The following is a 19,116-nucleotide window of genomic DNA, read 5'->3' as shown; positions in this document are numbered from 1 at the left end:
GCCGCCGCTCCCCATGGCGTGCAATTGACTTTGCAACGGATCGGCGTGGGGAATGGCTGGAACCGGGGCGGTGCGTGCAGCGCCTTTCGGACGTGGCTGCTCGACGAGGCCAAGGCCGACCGCAAGCGCTTTGAGACGTTCGGCATCGGATTGCAGCAAAGAGCCTCTGGCGCGGAGTGAGGTGCCGTGCTTTCATCCGATATCGGATGAATGGAACGAGGGTCGGGTCACCATGCTTCGCCTGTACGACAACCTGTCCTCCGGCAACGGCTACAAATGCCGCCTGCTGCTGCACAAGCTGGACATCCCCCACGAGCGAATCGAGTTGGACATCGACCGTGCGGAGACGCGCACTCCCGATTTCCTCGCCAGGAATCCGAACGGCCGCGTTCCGACCCTGCAGTTGGAGGATGGCAGCTACCTGCCGGAGTCGAACGCGATCCTCTGGTATCTGGCGGAGGGCTCGCCATATCTGCCGGACGACCGGGAGGGGCGGGCGCGGGTGCTGCAATGGATGTTCTTCGAGCAGTACAGCCACGAACCGAACATCGCCACCGTCCGCTTCTGGATCACCCACCATGTGGAGATGACGGAAGAGCGCAAGCTGGGCCTCGTGACCAAGCGCAAGCTCGGCTACGACGCGCTGGGCGTCATGGAGACGCACCTGAAGGATCGGAGTTTCTTCGTGGGCGAGCGGTTCAGCATCGCCGACATCGCGCTCTACGCCTACACGCATGTGGCGGAAGAGGGCGGGTTCGACCTGTCGGGTTATCCGGTGGTGCGCGCGTGGCTGGACCGCGTGGCGGCGCAGGAGCGGCACATTCCCATCACCCAGGGATAAAACGGGTCAGATCAGCACGATCCCGGCGATCAGGGCCAGGATCAGCACAATCGCGAAAAGGCGACGAAGCCGCTGTGAAAACGGCGGCTTGTTGTCGTTCGCGACGGGCCGGCCCAGAAGGGCCCGCCGCGCCGGAACGATGTACGCACCGGGGTTGCGGGCGGCCCCATCGGAGCCGCCCGTCCCGATATGCGCTGTTGGCCGATTAGCCACGCTGCGCCAGCGGGACGAAATCCCGCTTGGTCTGGCCGGTGTACAGCTGACGCGGGCGGCCGATCTTCTGCTGCGGGTCCTCGATCATCTCCTTCCACTGGGAGATCCAGCCGACGGTGCGAGCCAGCGCGAACAGCACGGTGAACATGCTGGTCGGGAAGCCCATAGCCTTCAGGATGATGCCCGAGTAGAAGTCGACGTTCGGGTACAGCTTCTTCTGGACGAAGTAATCGTCCTCAAGGGCGATCTTCTCCAACTCCATCGCGATGTCGAGGAGCGGCTCGTCCTTGATGCCCAGCTCGGCCAGCACCTCGTGGCAGGTCTTGCGCATGACCTGGGCGCGCGGGTCGTAGTTCTTGTAGACGCGGTGGCCGAAGCCCATCAGGCGGAAGTTGTCGTTCTTGTCCTTGGCACGGCGGACGATCTCCGGAATGCGATCGACCGAGCCGATCTCCTCCAGCATGTTCAGCACGGCCTCGTTGGCACCACCGTGCGCCGGACCCCACAGCGAGGCGATGCCGGCGGCGATGCAGGCGAACGGGTTGGCGCCCGACGAACCGGCCAGACGGACGGTCGAGGTCGAGGCGTTCTGCTCGTGGTCGGCGTGCAGAATGAAGATCTTGTCCATGGCCTTGGACAGGACCGGGTTGACCTTGTACGGCTCGCACGGCGTGCCGAAGGTCATGTACAGGAAGTTCTCCGCGTACGACAGGTCGTTGCGCGGGTACATGAAGGGCTGACCGGCCGAGTACTTGTAGGCCATCGCGGCGATGGTCGGGATCTTGGCGATCAGGCGGTGAGCGGCGATCTTGCGCTGCACCGGATCGTCGATGTCGGTCGAGTCATGGTAGAAGGCCGAGAGGGCGCCGGTGACGCCGCACAGGATGGCCATCGGGTGCGCGTCGCGGCGGAAACCGCTGTAGAAGCGGGTCAGCTGCTCGTGCACCATCGAATGGCGGCGCAGGATATTCTCGAAATCCTCCTTCTCCTTGGCGTTCGGGAGATGGTTGTTGAGGAGGAGGAAGCAGACCTCGGGGAAGGTCGCGTGTTCAGCGAGATCGTCGATGGCGTACCCGCGGTGCAGCAGAATGCCCTCGTCACCGTCGATGTAGGTGATCTGGGATTCGCAGCTGCCGGTGGAGGTGAAACCCGGGTCGTAGGTGAAACAACCGGTCTCCGCGTAGAGCTTGCGGATGTCGATCACGTCCGGGCCGGTGCTGCCCTTCAGCACCGGCAGAATGACCTGCTTGCCGGTGCGGTTGTCGGTAAGGGTGAAGGTATCGGCCTTGTCCGCGGGTTGGGTCATCTCGGCACGTCCTTATCTATTAGGGTTGGGGCTTACCGCCCTTTTCGAATCGGCGCAGCATAGTTCCATGCCGTAAGGATATCAACGCAGGTAAATTAGCTTTTCGCTGCACCTGCGGCCTCGGCCATGCGGGCCAACGTCTCCGTCCGGCCCAGCAATTCGGCCACCTCGAAAATCGGTGGCGAAACGGTCGAGCCGGTGAGCGCAGCGCGCAACGGTTGAGCCACCTTGCCAAGTTTCTCCCCCCGTTCCTCGGCGAATCGCCGGACCTGGGCCTCCAGCGCGGCCGCCGTGAAGTCCGGCTCCGCCCCGAACAGGGCGCCCAGATCCGTCAACACCGAACGGCCCTTTTCGTCCAACAGGGCAGCGGCTTTCTCGTCGTAGGAGAGCGGGCGGGACGCGATGTAGAAGCGGGCGCTCTGTGCCAAGTCCACCACGGTGCGCGCGCGCTGCTTCAGCCCGTTCATGGCGCGCTTCAAAAGGTCGCGGTCGGCGTCGGTCAGGGCGCGGCCAAGATCGGCCTCCAGGCGCGGGACGATCAGGTCCACCAGACGGGCGTCGTCGGCCTGACGCATGTAGTGGGCGTTCAGGTTTTCCAGCTTGGCGAAGTCGAAGCGCGACGGTGAGCGGCCGATGCCCTCCAGGTTGAACCACTCGATGGCCTGCTCGGTCGAAATGATCTCGTCGTCGCCGTGCGCCCAGCCAAGGCGCAGCAGGTAGTTGCGCACGGCCTCCGGCAGGTAGCCCATGTCGCGGTAGGCGTCCACGCCCAGCGCGCCGTGCCGCTTCGACAGCTTGGCGCCGTCCGGCCCGTGGATCAGCGGGATGTGCCCGAAGTCCGGCAGGTCCCAGCCCATGGCGTTGTAGATCTGGATCTGGCGGAAGGTGTTGGTCAGGTGATCGTCGCCGCGGATGACATGGGTCACGCCCATGTCGTGGTCGTCCACCACCACGGCCAGCAGATAGGTCGGCGTGCCGTCGGCGCGCAGCAGGATCAGGTCGTCGAGCTGCGCGTTCTGCACCCGCACCTCTCCTTGGACATGATCCTTTAGAACGGTTTCACCCTCCTGCGGGGCCTTCAGGCGGATCACCGGCTTTACGCCGGCGGGAGCCTCCGACGGATCGCGGTCGCGCCAGCGGCCGTCGTAGCGCACCGGCTGGCCGGCGGCCTTCTGCGCCGCGCGCATCTCGTCCAGCTCCTCGGGGCTGGCGTAGCAGTAGTAGGCCTTGCCGGCGTCCAGCATCTGCTTGGCGACCTCGGCATGGCGGTCCTTGCGGGCGAACTGGCTGATCGCCTCGCCGTCCCAGGTCAGGCCAAGCCAGGAGAGGCCGTCGAGAATCGCGTCTACGGCGGCGTCGGTCGAACGCTGTCGGTCGGTGTCCTCGATGCGCAGCAGGTACTTGCCGCCCGTGTGCTTAGCGTACAGCCAGTTGAACAACGCGGTGCGGGCGCCGCCAATATGGAGAAAGCCGGTGGGCGACGGGGCGAAACGGGTGACGACGGTCATCGGTGGCTCAATTCCGGGTTCAGCACTGATACAGTGGTGCGGTGGTGTAACACATTAGTGGCGCGTGAGGCATGGCCCAAGCGCGCATAGGCGACGGTGCGGTGGCGGACGGTCTTTTCGACGAGGATGGCCCGGCGTTTGCGGGGGAGGGCGCCCGGCCGCGCGCCTTTGCCCGTGCGCTGGGCTGGCTTGCCGGGCGGCTGGCGGTGGAGCGGGAACGCTGGGCGCTGTGGGCGCCGGTCGGATTTGGGCTGGGTGTGGCGCTGTACTTCGCACTGCCGACCGAACCGCCGCTGTGGCTGGGACCGTCTCTGACTGTGACGGGTGTTCTGTTGCTGTGGGCTGAGCGGCGCCATCTGGGGCTGCTGGCCGGTATGCTGGCTGTGCTGTCGGTTGCGCTGGGCTTCACGGTGGTGCAGACGCGAACGGCGCTGATTGCCGCGCCGATCCTGATGCGCGAGGTCGGGCCGACCATGGTCACGGGCCGCGTTCTGTCGGTGGAGCGCCAGCCGGGCGCCGTGCGCGTCATCCTGGGGGACCTCGCCGTCGAGAAGCTGAAGCCGGAAGCCACGCCGGGCAAGGTGCGGCTCCGCCTGTCCGAAAAGTATCCGACGCCCGAGGCCGGGACGGTGATCCGGCTGCGCGCGGCGCTGCATCCCCCTCCGCCGCCGGCCGAACCGGGCGCCTTCGACTTTCAGCGCCGGGCCTTCTTCCAAGGAATGGGCGCGGTCGGCTTCGCGCTGGGCGCGCCGCAGGTGGTGGACGCACCGCCAGTGACCGGCCTGCAACGACTGTCCATGGTCTTCGAGAGGGCGCGCGCGGTGATCGCCGAGCGGGTGCAGCGCGCCGTTTCCAACCCGGTGGAGGCCAGCGTCACCGCCGCCCTGCTGAACGGCGAGGATGTGGCCATCCCCGAACCGACGATGGAGGCTTTCCGCGACAGCGGATTGGCCCATCTGCTGTCCATCTCCGGACTGCATGTGGGGATCGCGGCGGGCATCGTGTTCTTCGTGGTGCGGGCGCTGTTCGCGCTGGTGCCCTGGCTGGCCCTGCGCTGGCCGATCAAGAAGATCGCGGCGGCCTTGGGCATTCTGTCGGCGATCGTCTACACGCTGCTGGTCGGGGCGCCGGTGCCGACGGTGCGGTCGGTGCTGATGACCGGGCTGATCATGGCGGCAATGATCGCCGACCGCGACCCGTTCAGCATGCGGCTGGTCGCCTTTGCCGGCCTCGTCACCACGGCGATGGAGCCGGAAGGCATGCTCGGCCCCAGCTTCCAAATGTCCTTCGCGGCGGTGGTGGCGCTGATCGCCGCCTACGAGGCTGCCGGCCCGGCGCTGGTGCGCTGGAAGCGTGAGATGGGCTGGGTGGGGAAGGCCGCGCTGTATCTCGGCGGCACCGCCTTTACCAGCGTGATCGCGACGCTGGCGACGACACCCTATTCGCTGTTCCATTTCCAGCAGATCGCCTTCTACGGTGTCTTTTCCAACATGATCGCGGTGCCGGTGACCTCCGTCTGGGTCATGCCGTGGAGTCTGCTCGCCTACCTGCTGATGCCCTTTGGGCTCGATTGGCCGGCACTCGTCGCGATGAACTGGGGCGTGCGCCTGATCATCTGGACGGCGGAGGTGGCCGCCGGGCTTCCCGGCGCGACCGCGCTGGTTCCGGCCATGCCGGTCGCCGGCATCGTGGCGGTGACGCTCGGCGGGCTTTGGCTGACGATCTGGACCGGGCGGTGGCGTCTGCTGGGACTGCTTCCCATCGCGGTGGGGATGCTGACGCCGGCCCTTGCGCAACGCCCCGATGTTCTGGTGACAGGCGACGGCACGATCATGGGCGTGCGGATGGCTGACGGCCGGCTGAGCTTGTCGGGCAAGAGCGAGGGGCGGGTCGCGGAAACCTGGCTGCGGCGGGACGGGCACGACATGGCAGCGGGGCTCTGGCCGAGCGCGGGGGCGACTCTGGATGGCCGGCTGAGTTGCGACGCGTTGGGGTGCCTCTATCGAGCGGAAGGGCGCACTGTGGCGCTGGTCCGTATGCCGGATGCCTTGCCGGAGGACTGCAAACTCGCCGATGTGGTGATCACGGCGGAGGCGGCGCGTGGATGCCGCGCGCCGCTGGTCATCGACCGCTGGCGCCTGCGCCGGGAGGGGGCTCAGGCGCTGTACATCTCACCAGAGAACGTGCGTGTGGAAAGCGTGCGGGATGGGCGCGGCGACCGGCCTTGGACGGGCGTGCGGCCAGTGCAGACCTCGCCCCCTCCCTAACCCTCCCCCGCTTTCGCGGGAGAGGGGACAACCGCCTTTAGTACTTCCGCAGCAGACCGACCAGACGGCCTTGCACGCGCACGCGGTCGGCGCCGAAGATGCGCGTCTCGTAGGAGGCGTTCGCCGGTTCCAGGGCGATGGTGTTGCCCTTGCGGCGCAGGCGCTTCAGCGTCACCTCGGCCTCGTCCACCAGGGCGACGACGATGGCGCCGTTCTCGGCGTTGTCGCAGCGCTGGATCACCACCGTGTCGTGGTCGAGGATGCCCGCCTCGACCATCGAGTCACCGGCAACCTCCAGCGCGTAATGGTCGCCCGACGCCAGCATGCCGGCCGGGATGTCCACATAGGCGGAGTTGTCGCGCAGCGCCTCAATGGGCGTGCCGGCGGCGATGCGGCCGTAGAGCGGAAGCTGCACCGTCTCGGCCGACGCGATCACCTCGCGGCCGGCCAAGGCGAAGTCGCCCTTGATGACGTTCGGCTGGAACTTGGCGCGCGGTGGGCGGGCACGGCCGGCCTCGACACCCTCCGGAAGGCGCAGCACCTCCAGCGCACGGGCGCGGTGGGGCAGGCGGCGGATGAAGCCGCGCTCCTCAAGGCCGGTGATCAGGCGGTGGATGCCCGACTTGGACTTCAGGCCAAGCGCGTCCTTCATCTCGTCGAAGGAGGGGGACACACCGCCTTGACCGAGCCGCTCGTGGATGAAAAGCAGCAGTTCATGCTGCTTGCGCGTGAGCATTTGTGCCTCCCGGACGGTGCCGCACTAGATATGGAACAAAAGCAAAACGTTCCAGTATGTTCTAGTTTGGTTCCTTCCGCCCGTCAAGCCCTGCAAAACGGTAATACGCGCAAATTGTAATGATTCTTTACAGGCTGAGCACGCCGCCGGAGAGCGGAATGATCGTCACCGTTTCTCCCGCTTCAGCGGCCGGCGCATGGGGCGGGCGAAGGATCAGGCAATCGGCCTGGGCAAGGCGCGACACCATCGCGCTGTCCTGGCGCGGGAAAGGCGTGGCGACCGGATCGCCATCTTCCCCGACGGTCAACGTGGCGCGCATGTAGTCCTCGCGCGCGTCGTTGGGCTTCAGCGGCGCGCCGAGCTTGGCGGTGCGCGTTGCCTCGTCTGGCGGCAGGCCCTGAAGCACGCGCAGGATCGGCTTGAGGAACAGGATCGCGCCTATTCCGGTCGGCACTGGGTTGCCTGGCAGGCCCAGCAGTGGAACCCCGCCCACGCGGCCGAACATCACCGCTTTTCCGGGCTTCATGGCGATGGTGTAGAAGTCGAGGCTGAGGCCCCTGTCCCCCAGCACGCCGTGCACGAGGTCGTAATCGCCCTGGGAGGCACCGCCGGTCGTCACCAGAAGATCGCAGCCCGCCGCACCGGCGGCCATGGCCGCGAGGCTTTCGGCGTTGTCCCGGGCGATGCCCAGGTTGTGCGCGATACCGCCCTGAGTCGCGACCAGCGCGCAGAGACCCAGTGCGTTGGAACTGACGATCTGGCTGGGTCCCAGCGGTTCGCCGGGCAGGGCGATCTCGTCCCCAGTGGCGAGCACGGCGACGCGGGGCCGGCGGTGCACGCGCAGCCACGGCACGTTGGCGCAGGCGGCCAAGGCGACATCGCGCGCGGTGATCAGGCGCCCCTTGGTAAGCAGTTCGTCGCCGGCCGAGAAATCCAGCCCGGCGGGGCGGACGAAGCGGCCGGCCGGAACGGCGCGGCGGATGCGCACCGTGTCCCCGTCCGCCTCCGTGTCCTCCTGCATCACCACGGCGTCGGCGCCGGCGGGCAGGGGGGCGCCGGTGAAGATGCGCACTGTCTCGCCCGATCCGACCGTTCCGGCAAAGGCATGGCCGGCGGAGGCCTCGCCGATGCGGCGCAGGGTGATGGGGGTGGTGGCGTCGGCGTCGTCGATATCGGCGGCGCGAACCGCCCAGCCGTCCATGGCGGTGGCCTGGAACGGCGGCTGGGTCAGGCGGGCGACGACGGCTTCGGCAAGCACGCGGCCCAGCGCGTCCGGCAACGCCACCGTCTCCGCCGGCAGGGCGGAGAAGGCGGACAGGATGCGCGCACGGGCCTCGGCAACCGATATCAAGCCGCATTCCCCCATTCGCCGCTCTTACCGCCGGCCTTGTGGACGAGGCGGACGTCGGTGATGGTCATGCCCTTGTCCACCGCCTTGCACATGTCATAAACGGTCAAGGCGGCGATGGACACGGCGGTCAGCGCCTCCATTTCCACGCCGGTCTGGCCCTTCAGCTTGCAAGTCGCGGTGATGTCCACGGCGTTGCGGTCGGGGTCGCAGGTCAGGTCAACCTTGACCGAGGTCAGCATCAGCGGATGGCACAGCGGAATCAGGTCCGGCGTGCGCTTGGCGCCCATGATGCCGGCCAGACGCGCGACGGACAGCACGTCGCCCTTCTTGAACCCGCCCTCCAGGATCCGCTTCAGCGTCTCCGGCTGCATGATGACGGAACCCCGCGCGGTCGCGGTGCGCTCCGTCTCCGCCTTGTCGGAAACGTCCACCATCACGGCGCGTCCTTCGGCGTCGAAGTGGGTGAAGCCGGTCATGGCACCTTCTCCATGAAGACGCTGAGCGGGTCGGAGCCGTAGGGGCCGAACGGCCCGCGCTCCCTGAAGCCCAGCTTGCGGTAAAGACCCAGCGCCTCGGCCTGATGGATGCCGGTTTCCAGCCGCAGCGCGGACAGCTTCTCGGCGCGGGCTTGGTCCTCGATATGCTCCAGCAGGCGGCGGCCGATCTGCCCGCCGCGCGCGGTGGGGTGCACGTACATGCGCTTCACCTCGCCGTAGCCCTCCGCATCGACGCGCACGGCGCCGCAGCCGACGACCGTGCCGCTGCGCCGGGCCACGAAGAAGCGGATGTCCGGGGCGGCCAGCGTGTCGATGTCCAGCAGGTGGTTGCTCTCCGCCGGATAGAGGTCGCCGAGATAGGCGTCCAGCTCCTTGATCAGGCGGACGACCTCGTCCTGGCGCGGGCTTTCCTGGGCGATGGTGACGTTGGGCAACGAACGCTCTCCGGGAAATCAGGCCAGCAGGGCGCGGGTGGCGGCAGTCACGTCGTCCTGGCGCATCAGCGATTCGCCGACCAGGAAGCAGCGCGCGCCGACCTTGGCCATGCGCGACAGATCGGCCGGCGTGTTCAGCCCGCTTTCGGCGACCAGCATGCGGTCGGCTGGGACATGAGCGGCCAATTCCTCCGTCGTCGTGATGTCCACGACGAGCGTCTTGAGGTTCCGGTTGTTCACCCCCAGCAGAGGAGTCTTCAGGGCCAGCGCCCGGTCCAGCTCCTCGCGGTTGTGCACCTCGACCAGCACGTCGAGGCCCCAGGACATCGCCGCGTCCTCGATCTCCTTCGCCTGCGCGTCGCTGAGTGCCGCCATGATGATCAGGATGCAATCGGCGCCCAGCGCGCGGGCCTCGGCGATCTGGTAGGGATCGACCATGAAGTCCTTGCGCAGCACCGGCAGATCCACGGCGGCGCGGGCGGCCACCAGATACTCGTCCTTGCCCTGGAAATAGGGCTCGTCCGTCAGCACCGACAGGCAGGTGGCCCCGCCTTCGCGGTAGGCGCGGGCAAGCGTCGGCGGGTCGAAGTCGGCGCGGATCAGGCCCTTCGACGGGCTGGCCTTCTTGATCTCGGCGATCAGGCCGTAGCGGCCGGCCTCGACCGTGTCGCGCAGCGCCCGGATGAAGCCGCGCGTCGGGCCGGCCTCGCGGGCGGCGGCCTCCACCTCGGACAGCGGGCGGGCGGACTTGCGGGCGGAGACCAGCGCGCGCTTGTCGTCGCAGATCTTGGTGAGAACGTCACTCATGTCAGGCGGCGACCGGTTCGTTGGTGATGGAGACGAGGCGCTGGAGGGCCGCGCGGGCGCCGCCGCTGTCGATGGCGTGGCGGGCGCGCTCCACGCCCTGCTTCAGGTCGCCCGCCTTGCCGGCCACGACCAGCGCTGCGGCGGCGTTCAGCAGGACGATGTCGCGGTAGGGCCCATGCGCGCCGTCGAACAGCGCGTGGATGGCGCCGGCGTTGACTTGGGCGTCGCCGCCCTTCAGGTCGTCGGGACGGGCGCGGAAGATGCCGGCCTGCTCGGGCTCCACCTCGAACACGGTGACCTCGCCGTCCTTCAACTGGGCGACGGTGGTCGGGCCGGTGGTGGTGATTTCGTCCAGCCCGTCGGAGCCGTGGACGATCCAGGCGGCTTCCGAGCCTAGACGCTTCAGCACATGGGCCAGCGGCTCCACCCATTGCTTGGCGTAGACGCCGAGGACCTGACGCTTGGCGCTGGCCGGATTGGACAGCGGACCCAGCAGGTTGAAGATGGTGCGCGTGCCCAGTTCCACACGGGTCGGGCCGACGTTGCGCATGGCGAGGTGGTGACGCGGCGCCATCAGGAAGCCGATTTTGGCCTCCCACAGCGCCTTGCGGACCAGCCCCATGTCGCAGTCGAGGTTGACGCCCAGCGCGCCCAGCACGTCGGCGGCCCCGGACTTCGACGACATGGCGCGGTTGCCGTGCTTGGCGACCGGCACGCCGCAGGCGGAGACGACCAGCGCCGCCGCCGTGGAAATGTTGTAGGTGCCCGAACCGTCGCCGCCCGTGCCGCAGGTGTCGATGGTGCCGGCGGGCGCCTCCACCGGGATCGCCTTGGCGCGCATGACGCGGGCGGCACCGGCGATCTCGTCCACCGTCTCGCCGCGCACCCGCAACGCCATCAGGAAGCCGCCCATCTGTGAAGGCGTGGCGTTGCCCGACATGATGATATCGAAGGCGAGCGACGCCTCTTCCTCGGTCAGCGTGGCGCCGGTCGCGACCTTGGCGAGGATGGCCTTCATGTCGGCGAGGTCACCGTGCGCGGGCGTGCTCATGCGGCGTTCTCCAGCGGGGCGCGCGTGGTGTTCAGGAAGTTCTCCAGGATCCTGTGCCCATGCTCGCTCTCGATGCTCTCCGGGTGGAACTGCACGCCGTGGATCGGCAGCTCTTTGTGGGACAGCGCCATGATCAGGCCGTCCTCGGTCTCGCCCGTCACCTCCAGGCAGGAAGGCAGCGAGGAGCGCTCGACGATCAGCGAATGGTAGCGGGTGGCCCGGAACGGGGAGGGCAGGCCCTTCAGCACGCCGCGCCCGTCGTGGCGCATGCTGTCCACCTTGCCGTGCATCGGCACCGGGGCGCGCACCACCTTGCCGCCGAAGGCCTGCCCGATGGTCTGATGGCCCAGGCACACGCCCATCAGCGGCACGCCCGCCTTCGATGCTGCGTCGATCAGCGGCAGGCAGATGCCGGCCTTGTCCGGATCGCAGGGGCCGGGGGAGAGGACGATGCCCTGCGGCTTCAGCGCGAGCGCCTCTTCCACCGTCAGGCTGTCGTTGCGGCGGACGTCCACGTCGGCGCCCAGCTCGCCCAGGTAATGGACGAGGTTGTAGGTAAAGCTGTCGTAGTTGTCGATGAGCAGCAGCATCGGGCGCCCCAGGCTTGTCCGGCCACGATGAACGGGGTCAACCGTTCCGGCCTTGTTCCAAGGGCCGTACCCTAGCGGCTGGCACCGCGGATTTCCAGCCTCACCGCCATGGAATCAGCGGGCATCGAATCAACGGGCATGACATCAGCGGCAGAGGAATTGCGGCGCCTTGCGCGGATCGTCCACGGCGTTGCCGCGCGCGTCCGTCTCGACGGTGAACTCGCAACGCCGCACGTCGCGTGGCAGGTCCAGCGCGATGGTCGCCTGCGTGCCGGCGTAGCGGCAGACCAGGAACACGTTCTCCCGGCGCGGGCCGACAAAATCCCAGACTTGAGTCGCGGAGCGGCCGCGCCGCACGGTGCGCTCCGGCGCCAGGGCCGCCGGGGCGGGGGAGGCCATCTCCTTCACCCGGTCGCCCTCGACCAGCGACACGCCGGAAAAGGCGTGGCTGTCCTTGGCCGCGTAGGGCGTCCAGCCGGTGGGCGCCTCCGGCTGGCCCAGCACGCCAAGGCTCGGCGGGCAGCGCACCTCTGCCGCAACGGCGGTGGAGGCGGCCAGGAGGATGAGGGCGGCGAGCAGGCTTCGCATGGGGTCACAGCATAGCCACAGCTTGCGTGCTTCTCCACCCCGCTCGGCTGTTGCAGGGCGATGCGGAGGGTGCCACCTTGCGCGCAACACGAAAACCAGGGTTCGAGACGCCATCCCATGGCCAGCAAGACGCCGCGCAAGCCCCGGAAGGCGGCGGCCCCGAAAACTACTGCAAATCCTGTTCTGCTGGCGCTGGCGGCGGTCGCCGTCGTCTTCGCGGTCGGCTTCGGCGCGACCTTCCTGATCGGCCGTCAGGTGGCCGAGCCGTCCCACACGCCAGCACAGACGGCGGCGCAAGTTCCGACGCCGACTCCGCCGACCCCTAAGCCCCTGCCCCCGGCGCCGACCGTCGCGGACGTTCCTCCGGCTGTCACCGAACCCGAGCCTGGAGTCGCGGCGGAGGAGGTGACGCCCCCACCGCCGGCTGCCCCCGAACCGCCGCCGAAGCCGGCCGTGGCGATGCTGCCGCCCCCTGTCCCGAGCGTGCCGACTCCGCCCGTGCAGGCCCCGTCCGGCACGCCGCTGTGGAAGAAGAACGCGGTCCCGGCCAAGGTGCCCGCCGACAAGCCGGCCATCGCCATCGTCATCGACGACATGGGCGTGGACCGCAAACGCTCGGCCCGCACGGTGTCGTTGCCGGCGCCGCTGACCCTGGCGTGGCTCCCCTACGCGCACGATCTGTCCGCTCAGGCCCGCGCCGCCCGCGCCGCCGGGCATGAGTTGATGCTGCACATTCCCATGGAACCGAGCGTCCAGGCCGACCCCGGCCCCGGCGCGCTGCTGGTGAAGTTCGACAAGGGGGAAATTCTGCGGCGGGCCAAGGCGGCGCTGGACAGCTTCGACGGCTATGTCGGCGTGAACAACCACATGGGCAGCCGCTTCACCGCCGACCACGCGGCGATGGCGCCGGTGCTGGGGGAGATCGCGCGGCGCGGTCTGTTGTGGCTGGACAGCCGGACTACGCCCAAGACCGCCGGTCCGGCCATCGCGCAGGATTTGAAAATGCCCCATGTCGGGCGTGACGTGTTTCTGGACAACGAGATGACCGTCGCAGCGGTGCGCGCCCAGCTCGCCAAGGCGGAACAGGTGGCGCGTCACCAGGGCTTCGCCATCGCCATCGGCCACCCGCACGATGCGACGATCGAGGCGCTGGCGTCCTGGATGCCCGAGGTGCAGAAACGAGGCTTCGTTCTGGTCCCCGTCAGCGCCGTCGCGCGCGCGCGTCAAGCCGGTGGCTGAAAGTTTGACGGTTGAAGAAGGAGAGAGGAATGGCTGAGATGTACAAGGTGGACGGCATGACCTGTTCCGGTTGCGCCCGGTCGGTCACCAACGCGATCACCAAGGCCGCCCCGAACGCCGAGGTCTCGGTGGACCTGACGGCCGGGATCGTTACGGTGGATGGCGGTGTGCCGTCCGACACGGTGAAGAAGGCCGTCGAGGCCGCCGGTTTCGACTTCGCCGGCCAAGCCGCCTGATTGGCCAAGCCGCTGAGTGGTCAAGCCGCCTGAGTCGTCCGCCGCGCCCGCCAGACCAGCAGGCCGCCCGCCCAGGCCAGCGACACGACGAGCGCGGCGCTCAGCGCCGCCGTCCGGCCGAACGGTTCGGCCATGAGGTGGGCGGTCAGCAGGGACAGGCCGAATCCGGGGTTGGTGATCAGCGCGCTGCGCATCGCGGCGGCGACGGCCGCACCGCCCAGCCGCTGGTGCAGGATGACGGTCAGGCTGGTCAGCGCGATGGGATAGATGGCGGCGATTCCCGTCGCCGCCGGCCCGATGACGTGGCTGAGCGAGGTCACGGTGGCGACCAGCACGCCGACCAGCGCCGCCCGCGCCGGGATGTCGTACCAGCGCGAACGCGCCTTCTTCATCGGCCCATCCTCGCTGCGCTGGCGCACCAGCCAGAAGGCAAAGCCGTAGCAGGCGAGATTCAGCAGGATCGCCGTAGGCAGAGTCCACTCCGCAGCCGCGCGCAAAGCCACGGCGATGCCGATCCACAGCGCTGACGAGACCAGCACCGTGAACGCCATGCCATGGCGCGGCGCGATGCGCACCAGTGCCGCCAAAAACAGGATCATCGCCCCGTTGCTGACGTAGCTGGACAGGGTGCTTCCGGCGATGAAGGCGTCGTCGTGCTCGATGGCGAGCAGCACGTAGGCCGGTCCGGTGGACACCGGCAGGGTGGAGATCATCCCGCCGTAGAAGGGGCCGGCCTTCTCCGACGCGATGGACGCGAGCACGACGACCAGGGCCGCCGCTGTGACCTTGATCAGCAACGGCAACAGGACCGTATCGAACGGCATCAGGGGGACGTTTCCTCGATTGTTTTTTCACACGAAGACTCGAAGACGCGAAGGTGGCAAGGCAGGGCTCCGCACCTTCGTGTCTTCGAGTCTTCGTGTGTCTTTCTTGTCTTTACCGCGCGGAGGTGGTGCGCACCGTTTCCTCAGCGGCGCGGATCAGGGCCTTGGCCTTGTTGACCGTCTCCTGATACTCGGCCTCGGGATCGCTGTCGGCGACCACGCCGCCGCCGGCCTGGACGTACATCATGCCGTCCTTCAGCACGGCGGTGCGCAGCGCGATGCAGGTGTCCATCGCGCCCGACGCGCCGAAATAACCCACGCAGCCGGCGTAGACGCCGCGTCGGGCCTTCTCCAGCTCGTCGATGATCTCCATGGCGCGGACCTTCGGCGCGCCCGACACCGTGCCGGCGGGGAATCCGGCGATCAGCGCGTCCAACGCATCGTGGCGCGGGTCAAGCTCGCCCTCCACGTTGGAGACGATGTGCATGACGTGGCTGTACAGCTCCACGATCATCTTCTGCGTCACCTTGACGGTGCCGACCTTCGCCACGCGGCCCACGTCGTTGCGGCCGAGGTCCAGCAGCATCAGATGCTCGGCCAGTTCCTTCGGATCGCTCAGCAGATCGTCGGCGAGCGCCTGATCCTCCTCCGGCGTGGCGCCGCGCTTGCGGGTGCCGGCGATGGGGCGGATCGTCACCTTGCCGTCGCGCACGCGCACCAGGATTTCCGGGCTGGAGCCGACGATGGTCAGCTCGCCGAAGTCGCAGTGGAACAGGAAGGGCGACGGGTTCAGGCGGCGCAGCGTGCGGTACAGCGCCAGCGGCGACGGCTTGAAGGGGAAGCGGATGCGCTGCGACGGCACGACCTGGAAGATGTCGCCGGCGCGGATGTAGTCCTTCGCCCGCTCCACGATCGCGTGATACTCCTCGCGCGTCGTGTTGGAGGTCCAGGCGAGCGGCAGGCCCGCCTCCGTGCGCGGCTCGCGCCGGTAGGGAAGGGGCCGCTCCAGATCGGCCAGCGCGTCGGTCAGGCGTTCGCGGGCGCGGGCGTAGGCCGCCTGGGAATCGACGCCGCTCTCCGGCCACACCGGGGTGACCAGCGTGACCGAATCCGTGTGGCTGTCGAAGATGGCGACGATGCTGGGCCGGGTCAGGATGGCGTCGGGTATGTTCAGCTCGTCCGGATTGTCGTCCGGCAGCTTCTCCATCAGCCGCACCATGTCGTAGGTCATGTAGCCGAACAGGCCGGCGGCCATCGGGGGCAGGTCGTCCGGAAGATCAATGCGGCTTTCGTTGATCAGCGCGCGCAGCGACTCCAGCGGCGCCGCCCCGACCGGCTCGTAGGCGTCGCGGTCGTGCAGGGCGCGCCGGTTGACCTCCGCCTGCGAGCGGCGGCAGCGCCAGACCAGATCGGGCTTGAAGCCGATGACCGAGTACCGGTCGCGGCGCGACCCGGCGCCGCGCTCCGCCGACTCCAGCAGGAAGCCGAAGGGGCGGCCGTCGGCCAGCTTCATGTAAGCGGAGACGGGCGTCTCCAGATCGCTCACCAGCGTGGTCCACACCACCTGCGGCTTGCCGGCCGAATAGGCGACGTCGAAGGCGGTGAAATCGGGTTGCACCTTCACGGCTCTGGACCTCAGTTGGCGGCGAAGAACTGGTCGATCCGGTTGTGGTGGATCGAGACCGGGTATTGGTTGCGCAGGGCGTTGCCGAACTGCGCCATGATGTCATTGCCCATGCCCTGGGCCACCGTGCTCTCCACCTGCGCCACGGTGGCGTCGGATGCTGCCGGGTCGGCCGGGATGACCTCCTTCAGGCGGGCGACGATCTGCGCGTCGCCGGAGGCGCCGGTGACGACCTCGCCCGGCTTGGCGTCGAACAGCTTGCGCACCAGCTCGGCGGTCAGCCCCTCGACCGAGCGGGCGTCGCGGGTGAAGGGAACGGTCATGGCGAAGCTGCCGCCGGACTTAGCGGCGATGTTCTGCGCGGCACCCTCCGCACCCAGCTTCAGCTGGCCGGCGATCTCCCCCGCCTTGGCGGCGGCGAGCTTGGCGCGCTTCTCCTCCTGCCAGCCGGCGACCACCTCGTTGCGAACGTCGGTCAGCGGCTTCACCTTGGCGGGCGTCGTGCCGTCCACGCGCACGGCGTAGAACTGGTTGTTGGCCCCTTCGGTCAGGCTGGAGGTGGCACCCGGCGCCAGTTGGAAGGCGGTCTTCAGCACCTCCGGCAGCTGCGGCTTGTCGGGGGCGGCGTCCTTGCCGTCCGGCGCCTTGCCGCTGCTGTCCACGGCGGCGATCTTGGTCAGCGTAAGGCCCTGAGCCTGCGCGACCTCATCCAGGGAGGCGCCGCTCGCCAGCTGATCCTCGACCCGGTTGGCGATGGAGTAGACGGAGTCGAGCGCCTTTTCCTTCTGCAACTCGGCGAGCAGCTGGCCGCGCACCTCGTCGAAGCTCTTGGTCGTGCCAGCCTGGATGCCGGTCACCGACAGGACGTGCCAGCCGAGCCCGGTCTTGATCGGCTCGCCGACCGTGCCCTGGGACAGCGCGAAGGCGGCGTCGCCCAGTTCCGGCAGGTCGTTGCGGGCGATGCCGTCCATGGTGATGGTGTCCACGCCCGCGTCCTTCGCGGCGGCGGTCAGGCCCTTGGTCTTGGCGGCCTCGGCGATCTGCTTGGCCTTCGCCTCGTCGTCCACCAGCGCCATTTCGACGCTGCGGCGCTCCGGCGTGCCGAACTCGGCCGCGCGCTCGTCATAGGCGGCGCGGACCTGGTCGTCGGGGATCTGGACGTCCTTGGCCAGCGCGTCGGGCGACAGGCGCGCGATGGTGATCGCGCGGTATTCGGGGGCGGTGAAGCGGACCTGATGGTCCTCGTAATAGCGGGTCAGCTCGGCGTCGTCCGGCACGCCGACGTCGCCGATGCTGGCGTTGGGCAGGGTGACCACCTCGGCCACGCGCTTCTCGCCACGGAAACGGTAGAGATCCTCGACCAGCGGCTTCGGGGCGGCGACACCCGAGCTGACGGCGCCGGCCACCAGCTCGCGCCCAGTCTCGCGGCGCAGGATGGCGACGTAGCCGTCCTCGGTCAGCTGGTTCTCGCGCAGCACGGCGCGGAAGCGGTTGGCGTCGAACTGGCCCGTCTCGTTGCGGAAGGCCGGCTCCTCGGCGATGCGCTGCTTCACAACCTCCGGCCCGACGGCGATGCCGATGTCTTTGGCCGCCTGATCGTACAGCGCGCGCTGCACCAGCACCGACACGGCCTGATCGAGCAGGCCGAACTGGCGCGCCTGCTCGGTCGTCAGGTTGCCGCCCAGCATGGGGCGCAGCCGCTCCATCTGGCGGCGGAACTCTTGGTCCAGCTCGGCGCGATCGATGTCCACCTTGCCGACCTCGGCAACGGTGCTGGAGATGCCGCCGGAGCGGACCACGTCGCCGATGCCCCAGACGCCGAAGCTGAGGATCAGGAGCACGAACAGGATCTTGACGACCCACGAACCGGCGAAAGTGCGGATGAACTGGAGCATGGGACCCGAGTTGAGAGCGCGAAATGCGGCCGGCAGGCCGGAGGCGGGGCATCATAGATAGGGCGGAGAGGGCCGGCAACACCCCATTTCCCCCGGCATTTTCCCGGTTCGGCAGCCGGTCGGATGGGTGGAAATGGCGCCCGCGCCTTGCTAGACAGGGGCCGGGACTTTCGAACAACCACCCACAACGAACAATCGCCGGAGGACCGAACCGCCATGGCCGCACGCCGCAAGCTGATTGCCGGAAACTGGAAGATGAACGGCCTGAAGGCCGACGGGCTGGCCCTTGCCTCCGACCTCGCCGGCCGGCTGAAGGGGGCCGGTGCGGTGCCCTTCGACATGCTGGTCTGCCCGCCCTTCCCGCTGCTGTTCCCGGTCGGCGAGGCGATCAAGGACAGCCCGCTGGCGCTCGGCGCGCAGGATTGCCACGCCAAGAAGTCCGGCGCCCACACCGGTGACGTCAGCCCGGTGATGCTGGTCGATGCCGGCTGCCGCTTCGTGATCCTTGGCCATTCGGAGCGCCGCGCCGACCACGGCGAATCCGACGCGCAGATCGCCGCCAAGGCCGCCGCGGCGCACGCCGAGGGGCTGGTCGCCATCATCTGCGTCGGCGAGACGGAGGCCCAGCGCGACGCGGGCCAAGCCAACGCCGTCGTCTCCACCCAGCTGGCAGGTTCCATCCCGCAGGGCGCCACCGCCGCCAACACGGTCATCGCGTATGAGCCGGTTTGGGCCATCGGCACCGGCAAAACCGCGACGCCGGCCGACGTGCGCGACATGCACGCCCACATCCGCGCCGAGCTGGCGGGCAAGATCGCCGATCCGGACGCGGTGCGCATCCTCTACGGCGGTTCGGTGAAGCCGGACAACGCGGCGGAACTGATGGCGGTTGACAACGTGGACGGCGCGCTGGTCGGCGGGGCTTCGCTGAAGGCGAACGATTTCTGGGCCATCGGCACCAGTTGCCGCTAGCATCTCGCGGCGGACCGCGTTAAAAACAATGGGCGCGCGCCACGGGCCCTTACCAAGGTCTGTGGCGCGCTGTTGGTTTGGGCGAACCGCATGGGCGAACCTCAGGGTCGTCCCAAATGGGTTCAGGGGATTGGGTT

Annotated in this window: 19 protein-coding genes; 5 read left to right on the top strand and 14 right to left on the bottom strand. The window is 68.4% G+C overall.

Annotated features, from left to right (window positions below; all coding sequences use genetic code 11):
• Positions 1 to 232 precede the first annotated feature (232 nt).
• Positions 233 to 841, top strand: coding sequence for a glutathione S-transferase family protein (locus J2852_RS08335; protein WP_209873740.1), 609 nt, complete (start codon positions 233 to 235; stop codon positions 839 to 841).
• 6 nt (positions 842 to 847) lie between these two features.
• Here the strand turns inward: J2852_RS08335 and J2852_RS08330 are convergent, their stop codons facing one another.
• From J2852_RS08330 to gltX, 3 genes are all read right to left on the bottom strand, one after another.
• Positions 848 to 1,054 carry a hypothetical protein gene (locus tag J2852_RS08330; protein WP_209873737.1) on the bottom strand — a complete coding sequence of 69 codons (207 nt, stop codon included), beginning with the start codon at positions 1,052 to 1,054 and terminating at the stop codon, positions 848 to 850.
• On the bottom strand, positions 1,047 to 2,360 hold the full coding sequence (gene gltA, locus J2852_RS08325; protein WP_209873734.1) for a citrate synthase: 1,314 nt from the start codon (positions 2,358 to 2,360) through the stop codon (positions 1,047 to 1,049). The genes J2852_RS08330 and gltA overlap by 8 nt, the downstream gene beginning before the upstream one ends.
• A 95-nt stretch (positions 2,361 to 2,455) precedes the next feature.
• Positions 2,456 to 3,868, bottom strand: coding sequence for a glutamate--tRNA ligase (gene gltX, locus J2852_RS08320; RefSeq protein ID WP_209873731.1), 1,413 nt, complete (start codon positions 3,866 to 3,868; stop codon positions 2,456 to 2,458).
• Positions 3,869 to 3,939: 71 nt separating this feature from the next.
• Between gltX and J2852_RS08315 the strand changes: the two genes are divergently transcribed.
• Positions 3,940 to 6,135, top strand: a complete 2,196-nt coding sequence (locus tag J2852_RS08315; protein ID WP_209873727.1) for a ComEC/Rec2 family competence protein — start codon at positions 3,940 to 3,942, stop codon at positions 6,133 to 6,135.
• A 37-nt stretch (positions 6,136 to 6,172) separates the two neighbouring features.
• On the opposite strand, the gene lexA is transcribed toward J2852_RS08315, so the two are convergent.
• From lexA to J2852_RS08275, 8 genes are all read right to left on the bottom strand, one after another.
• Positions 6,173 to 6,871, bottom strand: coding sequence for a transcriptional repressor LexA (gene lexA, locus J2852_RS08310; protein ID WP_209873725.1), 699 nt, complete (start codon positions 6,869 to 6,871; stop codon positions 6,173 to 6,175).
• 127 nt (positions 6,872 to 6,998) lie between these two features.
• Entirely contained in the window at positions 6,999 to 8,222 is a 1,224-nt protein-coding gene (locus tag J2852_RS08305; protein ID WP_209873722.1) for a molybdopterin molybdotransferase MoeA, read from the bottom strand.
• Positions 8,219 to 8,698: a cyclic pyranopterin monophosphate synthase MoaC gene (moaC, locus tag J2852_RS08300; protein ID WP_209873720.1), complete on the bottom strand. Its 480-nt coding sequence runs from the start codon at positions 8,696 to 8,698 to the stop codon at positions 8,219 to 8,221. The genes J2852_RS08305 and moaC overlap by 4 nt, the downstream gene beginning before the upstream one ends.
• Positions 8,695 to 9,153: a GNAT family N-acetyltransferase gene (locus tag J2852_RS08295; RefSeq protein ID WP_209873718.1), complete on the bottom strand. Its 459-nt coding sequence runs from the start codon at positions 9,151 to 9,153 to the stop codon at positions 8,695 to 8,697. Before J2852_RS08295 ends, moaC begins: the two co-directional genes overlap by 4 nt.
• An 18-nt stretch (positions 9,154 to 9,171) precedes the next feature.
• A complete protein-coding gene (trpC, locus tag J2852_RS08290; RefSeq protein ID WP_209873717.1) occupies positions 9,172 to 9,960 on the bottom strand; it encodes an indole-3-glycerol phosphate synthase TrpC in 789 nt (262 codons plus the stop codon).
• Between the two features lies 1 nt (position 9,961).
• On the bottom strand, positions 9,962 to 11,011 hold the full coding sequence (trpD, locus tag J2852_RS08285) for an anthranilate phosphoribosyltransferase (RefSeq protein ID WP_209873715.1): 1,050 nt from the start codon (positions 11,009 to 11,011) through the stop codon (positions 9,962 to 9,964).
• Positions 11,008 to 11,601, bottom strand: a complete 594-nt coding sequence (locus J2852_RS08280; RefSeq protein ID WP_209873714.1) for an anthranilate synthase component II — start codon at positions 11,599 to 11,601, stop codon at positions 11,008 to 11,010. Before J2852_RS08280 ends, trpD begins: the two co-directional genes overlap by 4 nt.
• A 144-nt stretch (positions 11,602 to 11,745) precedes the next feature.
• The gene (locus J2852_RS08275; protein ID WP_209873712.1) at positions 11,746 to 12,189 is read right to left on the bottom strand and encodes an STY0301 family protein; all 444 of its coding nucleotides are present in this window, start codon (positions 12,187 to 12,189) and stop codon (positions 11,746 to 11,748) included.
• Between the two features lie 117 nt (positions 12,190 to 12,306).
• Here J2852_RS08275 and J2852_RS08270 point away from each other — a divergent pair, with 117 nt between their 5' ends.
• Positions 12,307 to 13,428, top strand: coding sequence for a divergent polysaccharide deacetylase family protein (locus tag J2852_RS08270; protein WP_209873708.1), 1,122 nt, complete (start codon positions 12,307 to 12,309; stop codon positions 13,426 to 13,428).
• A gap of 29 nt (positions 13,429 to 13,457) precedes the next feature.
• Positions 13,458 to 13,664, top strand: coding sequence for a heavy-metal-associated domain-containing protein (locus J2852_RS08265; protein ID WP_209873705.1), 207 nt, complete (start codon positions 13,458 to 13,460; stop codon positions 13,662 to 13,664).
• Positions 13,665 to 13,684: 20 nt separating this feature from the next.
• Here the strand turns inward: J2852_RS08265 and J2852_RS08260 are convergent, their stop codons facing one another.
• From J2852_RS08260 to J2852_RS08250, 3 genes are all read right to left on the bottom strand, one after another.
• The gene (locus J2852_RS08260) at positions 13,685 to 14,488 is read right to left on the bottom strand and encodes a hypothetical protein (protein ID WP_209873702.1); all 804 of its coding nucleotides are present in this window, start codon (positions 14,486 to 14,488) and stop codon (positions 13,685 to 13,687) included.
• A gap of 112 nt (positions 14,489 to 14,600) precedes the next feature.
• Positions 14,601 to 16,112 carry an anthranilate synthase component I gene (gene trpE / locus J2852_RS08255; RefSeq protein ID WP_209873700.1) on the bottom strand — a complete coding sequence of 504 codons (1,512 nt, stop codon included), beginning with the start codon at positions 16,110 to 16,112 and terminating at the stop codon, positions 14,601 to 14,603.
• 11 nt (positions 16,113 to 16,123) lie between these two features.
• Positions 16,124 to 18,007: a SurA N-terminal domain-containing protein gene (locus J2852_RS08250; RefSeq protein ID WP_209873696.1), complete on the bottom strand. Its 1,884-nt coding sequence runs from the start codon at positions 18,005 to 18,007 to the stop codon at positions 16,124 to 16,126.
• Between the two features lie 216 nt (positions 18,008 to 18,223).
• Here J2852_RS08250 and tpiA point away from each other — a divergent pair, with 216 nt between their 5' ends.
• Positions 18,224 to 18,979, top strand: coding sequence for a triose-phosphate isomerase (gene tpiA, locus J2852_RS08245; RefSeq protein ID WP_209873693.1), 756 nt, complete (start codon positions 18,224 to 18,226; stop codon positions 18,977 to 18,979).
• Positions 18,980 to 19,116 lie beyond the last annotated feature (137 nt).

It is taken from the genome of Azospirillum soli, from assembly GCF_017876165.1.
In the GTDB taxonomy this organism is placed as follows: domain Bacteria; phylum Pseudomonadota; class Alphaproteobacteria; order Azospirillales; family Azospirillaceae; genus Azospirillum; species Azospirillum soli.
This window is presented reverse-complemented; position numbering and strand designations above follow the sequence as displayed.